The following is a 14,912-nucleotide window of genomic DNA, read 5'->3' as shown; positions in this document are numbered from 1 at the left end:
TGCCGGGTTAGGGGAGGGTGCCACCTTTCGACAAGACCTCGATCAACATGGCGTGAACATTCGCCCGACTTGCGCGCTGACATCCCAAGGCATTTTCAGGGAAACATGATCATGACAGACACCAGCCGTCGAGACCTCTTCAAGGGCGCCGCCGTCACCGGCCTCGCCGCCGCCGCCGCACCCGCCTTCGCGCAAGGTGCCGCGCCACTCGCCGATCCGAAGACCAGATATCCCTCGCAACCCTTCCCCGAACAGCGCCAGAAATGGCCCGCACTCCAGCGCAACATGCACCCTGTCCCCGATTGCGGCGAGGCCAGCTACCGCGGGTCCGGGCGACTGGCCGGTCACAAGGCACTCGTCACCGGCGGAGATTCGGGGATCGGCCGCGCGGCGGTGATCGCGTTCTCGCGCGAAGGCGCCGACGTCGCGATCAACTATTACCCGACCGAGGAACCCGACGCACAGGACGTCGCCAAGCTGCTCCGCGCGGAAGGCCGTAAAGTCGTCCTCATTCCCGGCGACCTGACCGATGCGAAATTCTGCAACGACCTGATCGCGCGCGCCAATCGCGAACTCGGCGGGCTCGACATCCTCGTCAACAACGCGGCCTACCAGCAGTCGAAGGACTCGATCGCCGAGATCAGTTTCGAGCAGTTCGATCGCACCATGAAGACCAACGTCTACGCGATGTTCCACCTGTGCAAGGCGGCGATCCCGCTGATGAAGCCAGGCGCCTCGATCATCAACACCGCGTCGGTCAATTCGGTCAGCCCGGAGAAGGAGCTGCTCGACTATGCCTCGACCAAGGGCGCGATCCTGATCTTCACCAAGGCGCTGGCGAAGCAACTCGCCAAGCAGGGCATCCGCGTCAACGCGGTAGGGCCGGGCCCGATCTGGACGCCGTTGCAGGTCGCGGGCGGGCAATTGCCGGGCAAGATGGGTGAGTTCGGCCAGGATACGCCGCTCGGTCGCGCCGGCCAGCCGGCCGAACTGGCGGGTCTCTACGTTGCGCTGGCGGACCCGAGCGATAGCTACACCACCGGCAGCTTCTTCGGCGCGAACGGCGGCACCGGCGCGTCCTGAATTCGCCCATCACCCCGGCGAAGGCCGGGGCCCAGTTGGCAAGGTCGTTGTAAGGGAGCAACATGTTCACGAACTAAACTTTGCCAACTCGGTCCCGGCCTTCGTCGGGGTTAGAATCGGGGGTGCGATGAAAATACCAGCTATGATGATCGCCATCGTCTTCGCCGCCCCCATCGCCGCCCAGCAGGCTCACGTCTCCCCTAAGCCGGCCCCGGCGATCGGATACGACTGGAACGACGATTCGTCCGCGGACGACCGCGTGCAGCAACCGCTATGGCCGCGATCCGACGCGAGTGCCGCCGGGCTCGACGACATGATCCACACCGAACAGGCGCCGGTCCGCGCGGTGATTCACGAAGACGGCGATTTCGGCAGCCGGGCGCTGCACGGCCTGCGCAAAGTCGGCGGTGATTACATCGTCGTGCCAGTGCTGAAGATCCACTTGGGTCACCCGCGGCAGGCGATGCCATAACCCCGAACTTGTTCTCCCGCGAACGCGGGAGCCCAGGGTCAAGGACGCTGTGGGTGGTATCCTGGGCCCCCGCCTTCGCGGGGGAACAGGACCGGTGGTAAATCCATCTGAACCTGAGCGCGTTAAGCCCGCTCGAGCAATCGCTCCGCCTGAGCCCGCGCTTCATCGGTAATCTGCGCACCCGACAGCATCCGTGCGATCTCTTCCCGACGCTCGTCCTCGCTCAAGGCCCGCACCCCCGTCCGCGTGACCGTGCCGTCACTGCTCTTGGCGATCAACAGATGCTTCGCCCCCCGCGCCGCGACCTGCGGGCTGTGCGTCACCACCAGCAGCTGCGTGCTCAGCGCCAGTCGCGCGAGTCGCTCGCCGATCGCGCTCGCCACCGCGCCGCCGACGCCGCGATCGATCTCGTCGAACACCATCGTCGACGCGCCGCCCTCTTCCGCCAACGCGACCTTCAGCGCAAGGATGAAGCGCGACAACTCGCCGCCAGATGCGATCTTGGTGAGCGCCGCGAACGGCGCCCCCGGGTTGGTCGAGATCTCGAACTCGACGCGGTCCTTGCCCGCCGCCGACCAGCCCTCTTCACCCAGCGGCGCCACCACCGTCTGGAACCGCGCCGCGTCCAGCTTCAACGGCGCCAACTCGCCAGCAACCGCCACGTCGAGGCGCTTCGCCGCCGCCAGCCGCCGCTTCGTCAAAGCATCCGAAGTCGTATCGAACGCCTTCCGCGCCGCCGCTACGCGCGCCTCGATCTTCGCGATCCCGCCCTCGCCCGCATCGAGCCGCTCCAGTCGCGCGCGCATCTCGTCCGCCAGCGCCGCCAGATCATCCGGCTGCACGCGGTGCTTGCGCGCCATCGCCCGAAGCTCGAACAACCGCGCCTCGTCATCTTCCAGCGCGCGCGGATCATACGCCATCTCGGCCCGCGCATCGCGCAGGCTTTCCTCCGCCACCGATGCCTCGATCACCGCGCGATCGACCGCCGCCAGCGCATTGCCCAGTGCAACATGATCCTCCGCGATCCGCTCGAGCACACGCGCGGCCTGGCGCAGCTTCGCCATCCCGCCGTCCTTGCCCTCGAGAAAATCGTCGATCGCCGCGAGATCGTCCGCGATCTTCTCCGCACGCTGCATCGACCGTCGCGTATCCGCCAGCGTCTCTTCTTCGCCCGCGACTGGCGCCAGCGCGGTCAGTTCGGCAACCGTATGCTCCAGCCACTCGCGATCGCGCGCCGCCGTCTCGATATCCGCACGGGCGGCAGCCAGTTCAGCCTCCGCTGTACGAAACCCAGCATAAGCCTTGCCCGTAGCTCCCGGCTCGGTCCGCCCGAAGATGTCGAGCAGCGCCCGATGCCCGCGCGCATTCAGCAGCCCGCGCTCGTCATGCTGCCCGTGGATCTCGACCAGATGCGGCGCCATCTCGCGCAGCAGCCCCGCCGACGCTGGCTGGTCGTTGACGAAGCCGCGACTGCCGCCGTCCGCCTTGACGATCCGCTTCACGATCAACGGCTCGCCGTGCTCGATCTCCAGCCCGTTCTCGTCGAACAAAATCGCCAGCGGCGATTCGGGCGCAGGGGCATCGAACGTCGCGGTCACCACCGCCTGCGCCGCGCCGTGCCGGACCAGCCCGCTGTCGCCACGTCCGCCCAGCGCCAGCCCCAGCGCATCCAGCAGGATCGACTTGCCCGCGCCGGTCTCACCGGTCAGCACGCCTAACCCTTCGCCGAATCCCAGATCCAGCGCCTCGATGAGCACCACGTCGCGAATGGAAAGATCGGTCAGCATCCCGCGCGTCTTAGACGATTCGCACGCGAAGTTGATCCCCCATTGTTCTCACGCCCGGGTTCTCACGGCGTATTCCGCGATCAGTTGCCGGGACCGGTCCGCGTCGCGCTGCCCGGACCGACGGGTGCGGGGCTGGAAACGCTACCCGCGCCCGTACCACCGGTGTTGCCGTTCGCCTTGGGAAGCTCCAGCGCCCCGGTACCCGGCGTGCCTGCGGTTCCCGTCGGCACGACTGGCTCGCCCGGTGCCAGCGGTGCGATCGGCTTCACCGGATGGTCCTGCATCAGCTTGTAGGCGTGATCATACCAGTCGGTGCCCGGATAGTTGCGACCCAGCACCGCGGCGGCCTTCTCGGCCTCGATCGGCACGCCGAGCTGCAGATACGTCTCGGTCAGCCGCATCAGCGCCTCTGGCGTGTGCGTGGTCTGCTGGAACTTGTCGATCACGGTGCGGAACCGGCCGTTCGCTGCGAGCCACTGGCCGCGCGTCTCGTAGAAACGCCCGATCTCCATCTCCTTGCCGGCGAGATGGTCGTTGACCAGGTCGATCTTCAGCCGCGCATCCGACGCATAGCGCGTGTTCGGATAGCGGCGCATCAGCTCGCCGAGCGAATCGAGCGCCTGCCGCGTGATCTTCTGGTCGCGCGTCACGTCGGTGATCTGCTCGTAATAGCCGAGCGCGATCAGGTAATAGGCGTAGGGCGCGTCGCGGTTACCCGGATGCACCGCCAGGAAGCGCTGCGCCGAGCTGATCGACGCAGTGTAGTCCTTGGCGAGGTAATAGCTGAACGCCGACATGATCTGCGCACGACGCGCCCAGATCGAATAGGGGTGCTGGCGCTCGACCTCGTCGAACAGCTGTGCCGCCTCCTTGTAGCGCCCCTGGTCGAGCCGCGCCTTGGCGGTCGAGTACAGCGTCCCCACGTCGCGCGCGACATAGGGCAGGTCGCCCTTGGCGGCGCGGCCACCCGCACAACCGGCAATGGGGAGCGCAAGCGCGGCGATGAGCGTGACCGCGAGGGCACGAGACTGGGTGATACGCATCGGCGTTGTCCTTAGCGTATGCGGGGCTTTGCGAACAATCCCTTTCGCCACCCCGCTCCAAGCCCAATTCACGGCGTCGATGGGCCGGGCAATGAAGGGCTTTTCGCGGCCCGGATCACACGGCAATAGTCGTGCGTTGCCGACCCGTCATTCCAGTCGAGGATATCCCATGCCTGCCACCCTGCTGCACACCCACCGCGTCGAGAAGCCCTGGGGTCGCGACACGCTCTGGCCCGGGTTCGAGGATGCCGCCCCCGGTACGCCGCCGATCGGCGAAGTCTGGTTCCAGGAGCCCGGCAACACCACCCCCGACCTGCTGATCAAATACCTGTTCACCAGCGAGAAACTCTCGGTCCAGGTTCATCCCAACGACGAACAGGCGCACGCCCGCGGCCTGCCACGCGGCAAGGACGAGTGCTGGACGGTCCTCGCCGCCGAGCCGACCTCGACGATCGCGGTCGGCACGAAGCAGCCGATCTCGAAGGACGACCTCCGGCAGTCGGCGATCGACGGCACGATCGAGGACAAGCTCGACTGGAAGCCGGTCAAGCCGGGCGACTTCATGTATTGCGCGTCGGACACGATCCACGCGATCGGCGGCGGCCTGACGGTGATCGAGGTCCAGCAGAACTCCGAGACCACCTACCGCCTCTACGATTACGGCAGCGACCGCGAGCTTCACCTCAAGGACGGCATCGAGGTCGCCGACCCCACGCCCTACGTCCCCGTCGCGCCGCCGATCGAAGTCGAGACCGGCCGCACGATCATGGTCGAGGGCCCCAAGTTCGTGCTCGAGCGCTGGAAGGGCGGCGACCACGTCGTCAACCTGCCCGAAGGCACGACCGGCTGGGTGATCCCGATCACCGGCTCGGGCGATGTCGCCGGCGTCGCGTTCAAGGCCGGCGAATGCGCGACGATGACCGGCAGCGAGACGGTCTCGACGAGTGCGGATGCCGATGTGCTGTTTGCGTATCCGCTCGCAAAGCGGATCTGAGGGCACGACGCCGCTGCCTTAGTTGCTCGCACCTCCTTGTTCTCCCGCGAAGGCGGGAGCCCAGTCTGGGTCCCCGCCTTCGCGGGGAAACAAGGTAATCAAGGGCAAACGCCACCCCAACCACCACCACCCCGGCGAAGGCCTGGGCCCAATTGGAAAGGTGGCAATAACGGCGGGCTGTCCTTCGTTAGCAACGCCCCCCAATTGGGCCCCGGCCTCCGCCGGGGTGGCAATTGAGGATACACCCCCCAAACTCACCCCACATTAACCCGCCCCCTGTAACCCCCAGACCATGCTCCGCATCCTAACCCTCTCCACCCTGTTCCCGGATGCGACCCGCCCCAATTTCGGCGTCTTCGTCGAACGCCAGACGCTCGGCCTCGCCGCGCATCCCGACGTCTCGCTGCAAGCGGTAGCACCGATAGGCCTCCCCCCCGGCCCGCTCCGCCACCTCGGTCACTACGCAACCCTCGCCACGCTCCCAACGCACGAGCAGTGGAAGGGCATCGACCTCCACCGCCCGCGCTTCACCGTCCGCCCGTTCCTCCAGGGCCGCCACCACGTCGCAGCGTTGCAGCGCGCGCTCATCCCCGTCCTCGACACGATCCGCGAAGACTTCGCGTTCGATGTCATCGACGCCTCGTTCTTCTTCCCCGACGGCCCCGCCGCGGTCGCGCTCGGCAAGCGCTACGGCGTCCCCGTCTCGATCAAGGCGCGCGGGTCCGACATCCACATCTGGGGCAACGCGCCCGCCACCGCCGCCCAGGTCCGCGACGCGGGCCGCAACGCAACGGGCATGCTCGCGGTCAGTGCCGCGATGAAGGCCGACATGGTCGCGATGGGCTTGCCCGCCGACCGCATCCGCGTCCACCATACCGGCGTCGACCAGGACCGCTTTCACCCCGTCGACCGCGCGGCCGCCAAGGCAGCCCTCGGCGTAGCGGGCCCGCTAGTCGTCTCGGTTGGCGCGCTGATCTCGCGCAAGGGCCACGACATCGTCATCGACGCGGTCGCCGCGCTCCCCGGCGTCACGCTCCTGATCGCAGGGCAGGGCCCCGCGCGATCGACACTGGAAGCGCAGATCTCACGACTCGGCATAGCCAACCGCGTTCGCATGCTGAGCGCCGTACCGCACGCCGAAATCCCGAAGCTGATTGCCGCTGCCGATGTCAGCGCGCTTGCCTCCGAGTCCGAAGGCCTCGCCAACGCCTGGGTCGAGTCGCTCGCCTGCGGTACCCCGATCGTCATCACCGACGCCGGCGGCGCACATGACGTGGTGACATCGCCAGAAGCAGGCCGCGTCACGATCGGCGACCCGCTCGCCTTCGCCGCCGCGATCGGCGCCCTACTGGCCGATCCGCCGCCGCCCCAAGCGACGCGCGCCACAGTCGCCAGCTTCACCTGGGAAGCCAACACCGCCGCGCTCTACGAGCATTTGGCGACGCTAGCCGCGAATCACCGAATCTAGAATCCTCCCCCGCCAGGGGGAGGTGGCACCGAAGGTGACGGAGGGGGAGGAACTCGCAACGACTGTTGCCCTTTCCTCCCCCTCCGTCTGGCAAGCGCCAGCCACCTCCCCCTGGCGGGGGAGGATCAGCAGTCTCAGATCACCCCTCGAGCGGGTACAGCGCTGCCACGATCCAGCGACCCTCACCGCGCAGAACCGCCCAAGCCCGAGCGGCAGCTCGGCTATCCATAGCCTCGATCCCGAACCCCCGTGCCTCGACCGCCCGCTTGAACGCAAGCGGCGGCTGACGCAGCGCGGAACCGGTCCCCAACAACAGGAACTCCGGCGGCGGATCGAGCGCCAGCAACGCCGCCACGTCCGCCTCGCCCAGCGCCTCGAACGCCGGCGGCTCCCAGCCATCCGCACGTTCGGGACTGATAGACAGCGCCGTGTAATAGCCGTCATCGACCTTGAACCCAGCCCGACCGATCGCCGAGATCATCGGCCCATCGGTCTTCTCGCGGTCCATTCTCATGACGTGATCAACGCTCGACCTTCGGACCAACCCGCTCGGCACCGTCCTGCACGCCGCCCTTGCGCGGCGCAGGATCGGCCCGCAGCCCCAGCGTGATCAGCAGCGACGACGACACGTAGATCGACGAATACGTGCCCACGACGATACCCAGGATCATCGCCGCGGTGAACCCGCGCAGCACGTGGCCGCCGAGCACCAGCATCGCGACCAGTGCGAGCAGGATCGTCACCGACGTCATCACGGTACGCGGCAGCGTCTCGTTCACCGACAGGTCGATGATCTCGCGCATGTCCATCTTCCGGTACCGGCGCATATTCTCGCGGATACGGTCGTCGATCACGATCTTGTCGTTGATCGAGTACGAGATGATCGTCAGCACCGCCGCGACGATGTTCAGGTCGAACTCGAATTGCGTCAGCGCGAAGAAGCCTAGCGTCATCAACAGATCGTGGACGATCGCGACGACGGTCGACACGCCGAACTGCCACTCGAACCGGACCACCGCGAACAGCGCGATGCCGAGGATCGCGAGGCCGACCGCGAGTAAACCCTTGCTGATCAGCTCGTCCGAGACCTTGCCCGAGATCGTGTCGTACTTCGAGAACGTCGCGCCGGGGAACTTCACGGCGAGGTCGTCCGACACCTTCTTGACGAGGCGGTTGGTCGCGCCTTCGTCACCGGCGGGGACGGGCAGGCGGATCGACAGCGTCTTGGGATCGCTGAACGACTGGATCGAGGCTTCGCCGACGCCGAGCCGGTCGACTTCGGTGCGGACCGCGTCGATCGACGGCGGGGTCGCGAACTTTTCCTCGATCAGGACGCCGCCGACGAAGTCGACGCCCATGTTGAGGCCCTTCGTCACGACCAGCCCGACCGCGAGCAGGGACAGCAGCAGGGTCAGCCCGAACGCCCATTTGCGGAGCGAGACGAACTTGAGGTTCGTGTTGTCGGGTACGAGTTTCAGCAGGCGCATGGTTATCTCCCGCCTCAAATATTGATCGTGGTGGGGCGGTTCTTCCGCAGCCACAGCGCGACCATCATCCGCGTGAACGTGACGGCGGTGAACACCGACGTGCAGATCCCGATCAGCAGCACGACCGCGAAGCCCTTCACCGGGCCCGAGCCGAGCAGCAGCATGATCACGCCGGTGATGGCGTGCGTCACGTTGGCCTCGAAGATCGTCCGCGATGCTTCCTTGTAGCCGAGCTCGACCGACTGGACGACGCTACGCCCGCGTCGCCGCTCCTCGCGAATACGCTCGTTGATCAGCACGTTGGCATCCACCGCGGTACCGATCGTCAGCACGAACCCGGCGATACCGGGCAGCGTCAGCGTCGCGTTCAACATCGCCATGACGGCGACGATGACCAGGATGTTGATGACCACCGCGAGGTTCGCATACAGGCCGAACCGGCCATAGGTGACGAACATGAACACGATCACGAGCAGCGCGGCGACGATCGACGCCAGCACGCCGGCGCGGATCGAGTCCTTGCCGAGATCGGGGCTGACGGTGCTCTCGGCGATCGTCTTCAAATTGACCGGGAGCTTGCCCGACCGCAGCGAGATCGCCAGCGCGTTCGCCGACTCGACGGTGAAGTTGCCCGAGATCGACGCACGACCGCCGAGGATCGGCTCGTTGATGTTGGGTGCGGAGATCACCGAATTGTCGAGGATGATCGCGAACGGCTTGTTGGTGTTCTCGGTCGTCACCTTGGCGAAGCGACGGCCGCCGACTGCGTCGAACGTGATCGCCACCTGGGCTGCGTTGGTCTGCGACTCGAACTCCTGGCGTGCATCGGCGAGTTGGTCGCCCGAGATGATCACCGATCGCTTGACCGCGATGAACGGCACGCCGCGCGGATTGCCCGGATACGGCAGCACCTGGCTGCCGACCGGGGCGATCCCCTTGACCAGATCGGCCGGGTTCGCAGTCTCGTCGACCAGCTTGAACTCGAGCTTGGCGGTCTTGCCGATCAGCTCCTTCAGCGCCTGCGGGTTCTTCAGCCCCGGCACCTGCACCACGATCCGCGTCGCGCCCTGGCGAACGATCGTCGGCTCCTTGGTGCCGAGCGCGTCGATACGACGACGGACGACTTCGGTCGCGTCCTTCATCGCGGTGTCGACCGCCTGGGTCAGTCCGGCCTGGGTCGGCTTGAGCACGAACCGGCTCGTGTCGACGACGTTGATGTCCCATTCGCGCTGGCCGCTCATCCCGGCGCCGCCGCCGGTGATCGCCAGCAGGCGCTCGCGCGCCGCGTCGACCTGGCTCGGATCACGCAGCAGAAACGTCAGCTGGCCGCCCCGCGTCGAAATGTCGCCGATCTCGATCCGCGGCGTCCCGTTGCGCATCGTCCCCGCGACGCTGTCGCGCATCGCCTCGATCCGCGTCGCGGCGAGGTCGGCGGTATCCGCCTCGAGCAGCAGATAGCTGCCGCCGGCGAGATCGAGCCCGAGGTTGATGTGCGGATGCGGAATCCGCCCCCATTGGCTCGTGGTGCTCTCGGGGAGGAAGCTCGGGATCGCCAGCAGGCACAATGCCGCCAGCAACCCGATGATCGACCCGATTTTCCAGCGCGGGAAGTCGAGCATCAGTCGTTCGCCGGCTTCGTGTTGGGGCTGGTGATGTCGGTCAACGTCGCCTTGACGACGCGCACGCGGACATTCGGCGCGATCTCGACCTCGACGACATTATCCTCGACCTTGGTCACCTTGCCCAGGATCCCGCCCGAGGTCACGACGCTGTCGTTCTTCTTCACCGCCGCGACCGAAGCCTGCAGCGCCTTCATGCGCTTTTGCTGCGGACGGATCATCAGGAAATAGAACACGACGAACACGAGGAAGAGCGGCGCGAGGCTCAGGAACGAGGCGATCCCGCCTCCCGCCGTCGTGGCGGCGCCGTCTGCGGCCTGGGCGTATGCTGGTGAGATGAACATGGAGTTCCGTATCTGTGAAGGGTGGCTCGGTTCGCGCGCCGCGCGGCCGGTCGCATTGGTCCGCCCGCTATCATCGCTTGGTGTCCCGTGCAACTGACGCAGGCGCGGACGGTTCGTGTAGAGACCACGATGAAGTTGCGACGAAACCGGCGCGAAACAGGAGAGATGCGATGATTCTGGTGATGGGACATATCAAGCTGGCCGCAGGCGAAGGCGCGAAGATCGCCGACACGCTGATCGCGCACATGGCCGCCTGCGCCAAGGAAGACGGCTGCGAGTTCTACAATCTCGCACTCGACCTGGTCGATCCCGACCTGATCCGGATCTCCGAACGCTGGGCGAGTCCCGAGGCGATCGCCGCGCACGGCCAGGCCGAACACCAGAAGGCCTTCGGTCGCGCCCTGCGCGCGTACACCATCGAGCAGGTCAGCGTGAAGTCGTATGACGGCAGCTTCTGGCGCACGCTAATGGGGGACTGAGGCAATTCTTGCGGGCAAGCGGCGTTGCGACTTGCATCGCACGCCGACCCTGCGTAGAGCGCGCGGCTCGGGCTGCTATGCGGCCCGTTCGGTCGGAGCGTAGCGCAGCCTGGTAGCGCACCACACTGGGGGTGTGGGGGTCGCAGGTTCGAATCCTGTCGCTCCGACCATTTTCTTACATCGATGAAAAGACGCGGCGCTGCTCAGGGAGCAGTCTTGCCGTTGGTTCTTGCGCGACGCTCGCCCCTCCCACAACCGCGCTCCCCTCCCTGAAAGGGAGGGGCTGGGGGTGGGTAGGCCGGTTTGAGCCCCACCGGTCCGAACATGCGGAAACCGACCCACCCCCAACCCCTCCCTGCCAGGGAGGGGGGCAGAAGGAGAAGGTTTACGCCGTCTCGCTCACCGTCGCCGCATGACCCACGGCTACCGCGCTCAAGTTAACGATCCCCCGCGCGGTCACGCTAGGCACCATCATCTGCAACGGCTTGGCGAGCCCCAGCAGCATCGGCCCCAGCGGCAGCGACTCGGTCGACGCCGACAGCAGCGACACCGCGATGTTCGCCGCATCGATGTTCGGCATCACCAGCAAGTTCGCCGAGCCCGTAAGCGGGCTGTCCGCGACCAACCGCCGCCGCAGCGCCTCCGACAGCGCCGCATCGCCGTGCATCTCGCCATCGAACTCGAACTCGGGCGCCGCCGCCTTCAGCAATGCATGCCCCGCGCGCATCTTCTGCGCCGACGGCGACCGCGACGCACCGAAGCTCGAATGCGACAGCAACGCCGCCTTCGGTTCGATCGCGAACGCGCGCACCGCCTCGGCCGCCAGCAACGTCATCTCGGCGATCTGCTCGGCAGTCGGATCGACCGTCACATGCGTATCGCAGAAGAAAAGACTGCCGGTGCGCAGGATCACCGCCGACATCGCATATAGGCGCGAAACGCCGGGCATCCGCGGGATCAGCGGCATGACGTAGGTCATCTGCGTCCACCAGTCGCCGATGCCACCACACAAGGCCGCATCGACGCGCCCCTCGCGCAGCAGCATCGCCGCCGCCACGCTCGGCCGAGTCCGCAGCGCGCGCTCGGCACTGTCGGGCGGCGATCCGCGACGGCCGACCAGCGCATTGTACCCGGCGAGCAGAGGATCGAACACTTCGCGGTCCGTACCCGGATCGAGCACCTCGACATCGGTGCCGATCGCCATCCGCAATCCGCTCGACTGGATCTTCTCGGCGATCACCTCGCGCCGCCCGATCAGCACCGGCCGCCCTATCCCCTCGTCGATCACCGTCTGCACCGCGCGCAGCGTGCGGTCGTCCTCGCCCTCGCCATAGGCGATCGAGCGCCCCGCCTGCTTGGCGCGCGCGAAGATCGGCCGCATCAGCTGGCCCGAACGATACACGAACACTTCGAGGTCACGCAGGTACGCGTCGAAATCCTCGATCGGCCGCGTCGCCACGCCCGAGTCCATCGCCGCCTTCGCCACTGCCGGCGCGACGTGAAGGATCAGCCGCGGATCGAACGGCTTGGGGATGATGTAGGTCGGCCCGAACACCGGCGTTGCGCCGCCGTAAGCGGTGACGACCACGTCCGAAGCCGTCGCACGCGCCAGGGCTGCGATCGCATCGACCGCCGCGACCTTCATCGCCTCGTTGATCTCGGTCGCGCCGACGTCGAGCGCCCCGCGGAAGATGAACGGGAAGCACAGCACGTTGTTGACCTGGTTCGGAAAATCCGAGCGGCCAGTGGCGATGATCGCGTCGGGCCGGGTCGCGTGGACCAGCGCCGGCTGGATCTCGGGCTCCGGATTCGCCAGCGCGAGGATCAGCGGATCGGGCGCGAGCAGATGCAGCCATTCCTGCTTCAGCACGCGCGGCGCCGACAGCCCGAGGAAGATGTCCGCCCCCTCCAGCACGTCCGGCAGGGTCCGCGCGTTGGTCGTGCGGGCGTACCGCGCCATGTTCGGCGGCATCACGTCGCCGCGATCCTTATGCACCACGCCCGCGATATCGGTCAGCGTGACGTTCTCGGGATTGAGCCCCATCGACACCAGCAGGTCGACCGTCGCCAGCGCCGCCGCGCCTGCGCCCGACGTCACCAGCTTCATCTGGTCGAGCCGCTTGCCGCGCAGTTCCAGCACGTTGCGCACCGCGGCGGCACACACGATCGCGGTACCGTGCTGGTCGTCATGGAACACCGGGATGTTCATCAGCTCGCGCAGCTTCGTCTCGATCTCGAAGCATTCCGGCGCCTTGATGTCCTCGAGATTGATCCCGCCGAACGTCGGCTCGAGCACGCGGACCGCCTCGATGAACGCCTGCGGATCGAGCTGGTCGATCTCGATATCGAAGCAGTCGATCCCGGCGAACTTCTTGAAGAGCACCGCCTTGCCCTCCATCACCGGCTTCGACGCCAGCGCACCGATCGCGCCGAGCCCGAGCACCGCGGTGCCGTTGGTGATGACCGCAACCAGGTTGCCCCGCGCGGTGTAATCCCGCGCCTTGTCCGGATCCGCGGCGATTTCCTCGCACGCAGCGGCCACGCCCGGCGAGTAAGCGAGCGCGAGATCGCGCTGCGTCGCCATCCGCTTGGTCGCCTCGACCGAGAGCTTACCGGGCTTGGGATAGCGGTGATAATCGAGCGCGGCTTTGCGGAAATCGTCTTCCATGGTCTTCCTAACCTGTCGGCCGCGGCGGCGACCGGGTGGGCGCGCAGACAGAGCCCGCGGCGAATGTTCAAGGCAGCGCATAGCCTTAGGCGCACCGATCCGCCAACCCCGCGCGGACGTAGCGTCGGTTTGGGTGGGGCGGGGGGCAAGGTCGCGACCCGGTACCCCACACCACAGCACCATCCCAGCACAGCACCACCCCGGCGAAGGCCGGGGCCCAATTGGAACGTCGGACATAACGAAGCGCCGTCCTCCGTCAGCACCGTCCCCCAATTGGACCCCGGCCTCCGCCGGGGTGGTGCAGAGGATGAAAAGCACTTCTCGCCCCCCTCCCTGGAAGGGAGGGGCCGGGGGTGGGTCGGCTTCCGCATACAAACCTGTCGCAACCCAAGCAGGCCAACCCACCCCCAACCCCTCCCTTCCAGGGAGGGGAGAAAGAAAGGCCGAGTGCGACGAGCCAAATTCCCCTGTCCTACAACGAACCAATATGGTTCGCTCGCCCCCAACAAAACCGGGAGTCAGCCATGACCATCGACCACCTAATCGACGCCGTCATCGACCGCGAAGGCGGCTACTCCAACCACCCCGCAGACCGAGGCGGCCCCACCCGCTACGGCATCACGGAAAGCGTAGCCCGCACCAACGGCTACCCCGGAGACATGCGCAATTTCCCCCGCGACCAGGCGGAAACCATCTACCACCGCCTCTACTGGACCCGCCCGGCCTTCGACCAGATCGCCCCCCGAGCCCCGAAAATCGCCGAAGAACTCTTCGACACCGGCATCAACATGGGCCCCGCGGTCGCCGCCACCTTCCTCCAGCGCGCCCTCAACGCGCTCAACCGCGGCGCCACCGACTACCCCGACATGATCCTCGACGGCCGCATCGGCCCCGCGACCCTGACCGCACTCGACGCCTTCCTAGCCCGCCGCAAACCCGGCGGCGAAACCGTGCTCCTGAAGGCGATCGAGGCGCTCCAGGGCGAACGCTACGTCGCCCTCGCCGAGACGCGCCCGGCGAACGAAGCCTTCCTCTACGGCTGGCTCGCGAACCGCGTCTGAGGCCCCTGCGAAAACGCTCCCAGCGTGTGAACTTTGTGCACTTCCAAATTCCCGGAGACAGCCAATGACCCCGCAACCCCTTGATCCAGCACCAGACCCCTGGATTACCCGAGCCCGCCCGACGTTCCTCTACGTGATGTACACATTGCTGCTCGGCGCGATCCCCGCAGGCCTGATCGCCGCCGTCCGCCCGCAGACGGCGCAGGCAATAGCGGCCGGCATGGCAGCGTATCTCAACGCGATCCCCGAACCCCTCTACGCGCTCTTCGGCACCGGCTATCTCGGCTACACGGTGGCGCGGGAATGGGGGAAGGGGCGGTAACCACCCAAGCCTCCTTCGTCATTCCCGCGGAGGCGGGAACCCATACTGGCTGACTTCAGTGATGAACGGGTGAGGTCCGAGGGTC

13 protein-coding genes, 1 tRNA gene and 1 pseudogene are annotated in these 14,912 nt (G+C 66.8%); 8 read left to right on the top strand and 7 right to left on the bottom strand.

What is annotated here, in order from left to right; genetic code table 11:
• Positions 1-111 precede the first annotated feature (111 nt).
• Positions 112-1,083: an SDR family oxidoreductase gene (locus C8J39_RS11170; protein WP_120300915.1), complete on the top strand. Its 972-nt coding sequence runs from the start codon at positions 112-114 to the stop codon at positions 1,081-1,083.
• 127 nt (positions 1,084-1,210) lie between these two features.
• The gene (locus C8J39_RS11165; protein ID WP_132833596.1) at positions 1,211-1,555 is read left to right on the top strand and encodes a hypothetical protein; all 345 of its coding nucleotides are present in this window, start codon (positions 1,211-1,213) and stop codon (positions 1,553-1,555) included.
• Between the two features lie 122 nt (positions 1,556-1,677).
• Here the strand turns inward: C8J39_RS11165 and recN are convergent, their stop codons facing one another.
• Both recN and C8J39_RS11155 read right to left on the bottom strand, forming a co-directional pair.
• Positions 1,678-3,342: a DNA repair protein RecN gene (gene recN, locus C8J39_RS11160; RefSeq protein ID WP_120300579.1), complete on the bottom strand. Its 1,665-nt coding sequence runs from the start codon at positions 3,340-3,342 to the stop codon at positions 1,678-1,680.
• 80 nt (positions 3,343-3,422) lie between these two features.
• On the bottom strand, positions 3,423-4,385 hold the full coding sequence (locus tag C8J39_RS11155) for an outer membrane protein assembly factor BamD (RefSeq protein ID WP_107954618.1): 963 nt from the start codon (positions 4,383-4,385) through the stop codon (positions 3,423-3,425).
• A 169-nt stretch (positions 4,386-4,554) separates the two neighbouring features.
• On the opposite strand from C8J39_RS11155, the gene C8J39_RS11150 reads away from it, so the two are divergent.
• Both C8J39_RS11150 and C8J39_RS11145 read left to right on the top strand, forming a co-directional pair.
• Positions 4,555-5,379, top strand: coding sequence for a class I mannose-6-phosphate isomerase (locus C8J39_RS11150; RefSeq protein WP_120300578.1), 825 nt, complete (start codon positions 4,555-4,557; stop codon positions 5,377-5,379).
• Positions 5,380-5,671: 292 nt separating this feature from the next.
• Positions 5,672-6,847, top strand: coding sequence for a glycosyltransferase (locus C8J39_RS11145; protein WP_120300577.1), 1,176 nt, complete (start codon positions 5,672-5,674; stop codon positions 6,845-6,847).
• A gap of 139 nt (positions 6,848-6,986) precedes the next feature.
• On the opposite strand, the gene C8J39_RS11140 is transcribed toward C8J39_RS11145, so the two are convergent.
• The 4 genes from C8J39_RS11140 to yajC are packed head-to-tail and all read right to left on the bottom strand — an operon-like array spanning position 6,987 to position 10,297.
• Positions 6,987-7,361, bottom strand: coding sequence for an Mth938-like domain-containing protein (locus C8J39_RS11140; RefSeq protein WP_060526420.1), 375 nt, complete (start codon positions 7,359-7,361; stop codon positions 6,987-6,989).
• 7 nt (positions 7,362-7,368) lie between these two features.
• Positions 7,369-8,334 (bottom strand): protein translocase subunit SecF, encoded by a 966-nt coding sequence (gene secF, locus C8J39_RS11135; RefSeq protein WP_056489900.1) that lies wholly within the window; start codon positions 8,332-8,334, stop codon positions 7,369-7,371.
• A gap of 14 nt (positions 8,335-8,348) precedes the next feature.
• A complete protein-coding gene (gene secD / locus C8J39_RS11130) occupies positions 8,349-9,953 on the bottom strand; it encodes a protein translocase subunit SecD (protein ID WP_056489897.1) in 1,605 nt (534 codons plus the stop codon).
• Positions 9,953-10,297 carry a preprotein translocase subunit YajC gene (gene yajC / locus C8J39_RS11125; RefSeq protein ID WP_056066746.1) on the bottom strand — a complete coding sequence of 115 codons (345 nt, stop codon included), beginning with the start codon at positions 10,295-10,297 and terminating at the stop codon, positions 9,953-9,955. The genes secD and yajC overlap by 1 nt, the downstream gene beginning before the upstream one ends.
• A 170-nt stretch (positions 10,298-10,467) precedes the next feature.
• Here yajC and C8J39_RS11120 point away from each other — a divergent pair, with 170 nt between their 5' ends.
• A complete protein-coding gene (locus C8J39_RS11120; RefSeq protein ID WP_120300576.1) occupies positions 10,468-10,776 on the top strand; it encodes a putative quinol monooxygenase in 309 nt (102 codons plus the stop codon).
• 93 nt (positions 10,777-10,869) lie between these two features.
• Positions 10,870-10,946 (top strand) — tRNA-Pro (locus C8J39_RS11115).
• A gap of 215 nt (positions 10,947-11,161) precedes the next feature.
• On the opposite strand, the gene C8J39_RS11110 is transcribed toward C8J39_RS11115, so the two are convergent.
• A complete protein-coding gene (locus C8J39_RS11110; protein WP_120300575.1) occupies positions 11,162-13,444 on the bottom strand; it encodes an NADP-dependent malic enzyme in 2,283 nt (760 codons plus the stop codon).
• A 524-nt stretch (positions 13,445-13,968) separates the two neighbouring features.
• On the opposite strand from C8J39_RS11110, the gene C8J39_RS11105 reads away from it, so the two are divergent.
• Both C8J39_RS11105 and C8J39_RS11100 read left to right on the top strand, forming a co-directional pair.
• Positions 13,969-14,505, top strand: a complete 537-nt coding sequence (locus C8J39_RS11105; RefSeq protein WP_120300574.1) for a glycoside hydrolase family 108 protein — start codon at positions 13,969-13,971, stop codon at positions 14,503-14,505.
• 88 nt (positions 14,506-14,593) lie between these two features.
• A pseudogene (locus C8J39_RS11100) lies at positions 14,594-14,827 on the top strand (3TM-type holin); the annotation flags it as partial.
• Between the last annotated feature and the right edge of the window lie 85 nt (positions 14,828-14,912).

The organism is Sphingomonas sp. PP-CC-1A-547, assembly GCF_003610375.1.
Taxonomy (GTDB): Bacteria; Pseudomonadota; Alphaproteobacteria; order Sphingomonadales; family Sphingomonadaceae; genus Sphingomonas.
The sequence above is the reverse complement of the archived record's forward strand: the minus strand, read 5'-3'. Positions and strand labels throughout refer to the sequence as shown.

What these genes read in the sequence shown, in the direction of transcription:
- C8J39_RS11150 (WP_120300578.1), top strand. Translation starts at nt 4,555, where the DNA reads ATGCCTGCCACCCTGCTGCACACCCACCGCGTCGAGAAGCCCTGGGGT.
- C8J39_RS11170 (WP_120300915.1), top strand. Translation starts at nt 112, where the DNA reads ATGACAGACACCAGCCGTCGAGACCTCTTCAAGGGCGCCGCCGTCACC.
- C8J39_RS11145 (WP_120300577.1), top strand. Translation starts at nt 5,672, where the DNA reads ATGCTCCGCATCCTAACCCTCTCCACCCTGTTCCCGGATGCGACCCGC.
- C8J39_RS11155 (WP_107954618.1), bottom strand. Translation starts at nt 4,385, where the DNA reads ATGCGTATCACCCAGTCTCGTGCCCTCGCGGTCACGCTCATCGCCGCG.
- recN (WP_120300579.1), bottom strand. Translation starts at nt 3,342, where the DNA reads ATGCTGACCGATCTTTCCATTCGCGACGTGGTGCTCATCGAGGCGCTG.
- C8J39_RS11165 (WP_132833596.1), top strand. Translation starts at nt 1,211, where the DNA reads ATGAAAATACCAGCTATGATGATCGCCATCGTCTTCGCCGCCCCCATC.
- C8J39_RS11140 (WP_060526420.1), bottom strand. Translation starts at nt 7,361, where the DNA reads ATGAGAATGGACCGCGAGAAGACCGATGGGCCGATGATCTCGGCGATC.
- C8J39_RS11105 (WP_120300574.1), top strand. Translation starts at nt 13,969, where the DNA reads ATGACCATCGACCACCTAATCGACGCCGTCATCGACCGCGAAGGCGGC.
- C8J39_RS11110 (WP_120300575.1), bottom strand. Translation starts at nt 13,444, where the DNA reads ATGGAAGACGATTTCCGCAAAGCCGCGCTCGATTATCACCGCTATCCC.
- C8J39_RS11120 (WP_120300576.1), top strand. Translation starts at nt 10,468, where the DNA reads ATGATTCTGGTGATGGGACATATCAAGCTGGCCGCAGGCGAAGGCGCG.
- secF (WP_056489900.1), bottom strand. Translation starts at nt 8,334, where the DNA reads ATGCGCCTGCTGAAACTCGTACCCGACAACACGAACCTCAAGTTCGTC.
- secD (WP_056489897.1), bottom strand. Translation starts at nt 9,953, where the DNA reads ATGCTCGACTTCCCGCGCTGGAAAATCGGGTCGATCATCGGGTTGCTG.
- yajC (WP_056066746.1), bottom strand. Translation starts at nt 10,297, where the DNA reads ATGTTCATCTCACCAGCATACGCCCAGGCCGCAGACGGCGCCGCCACG.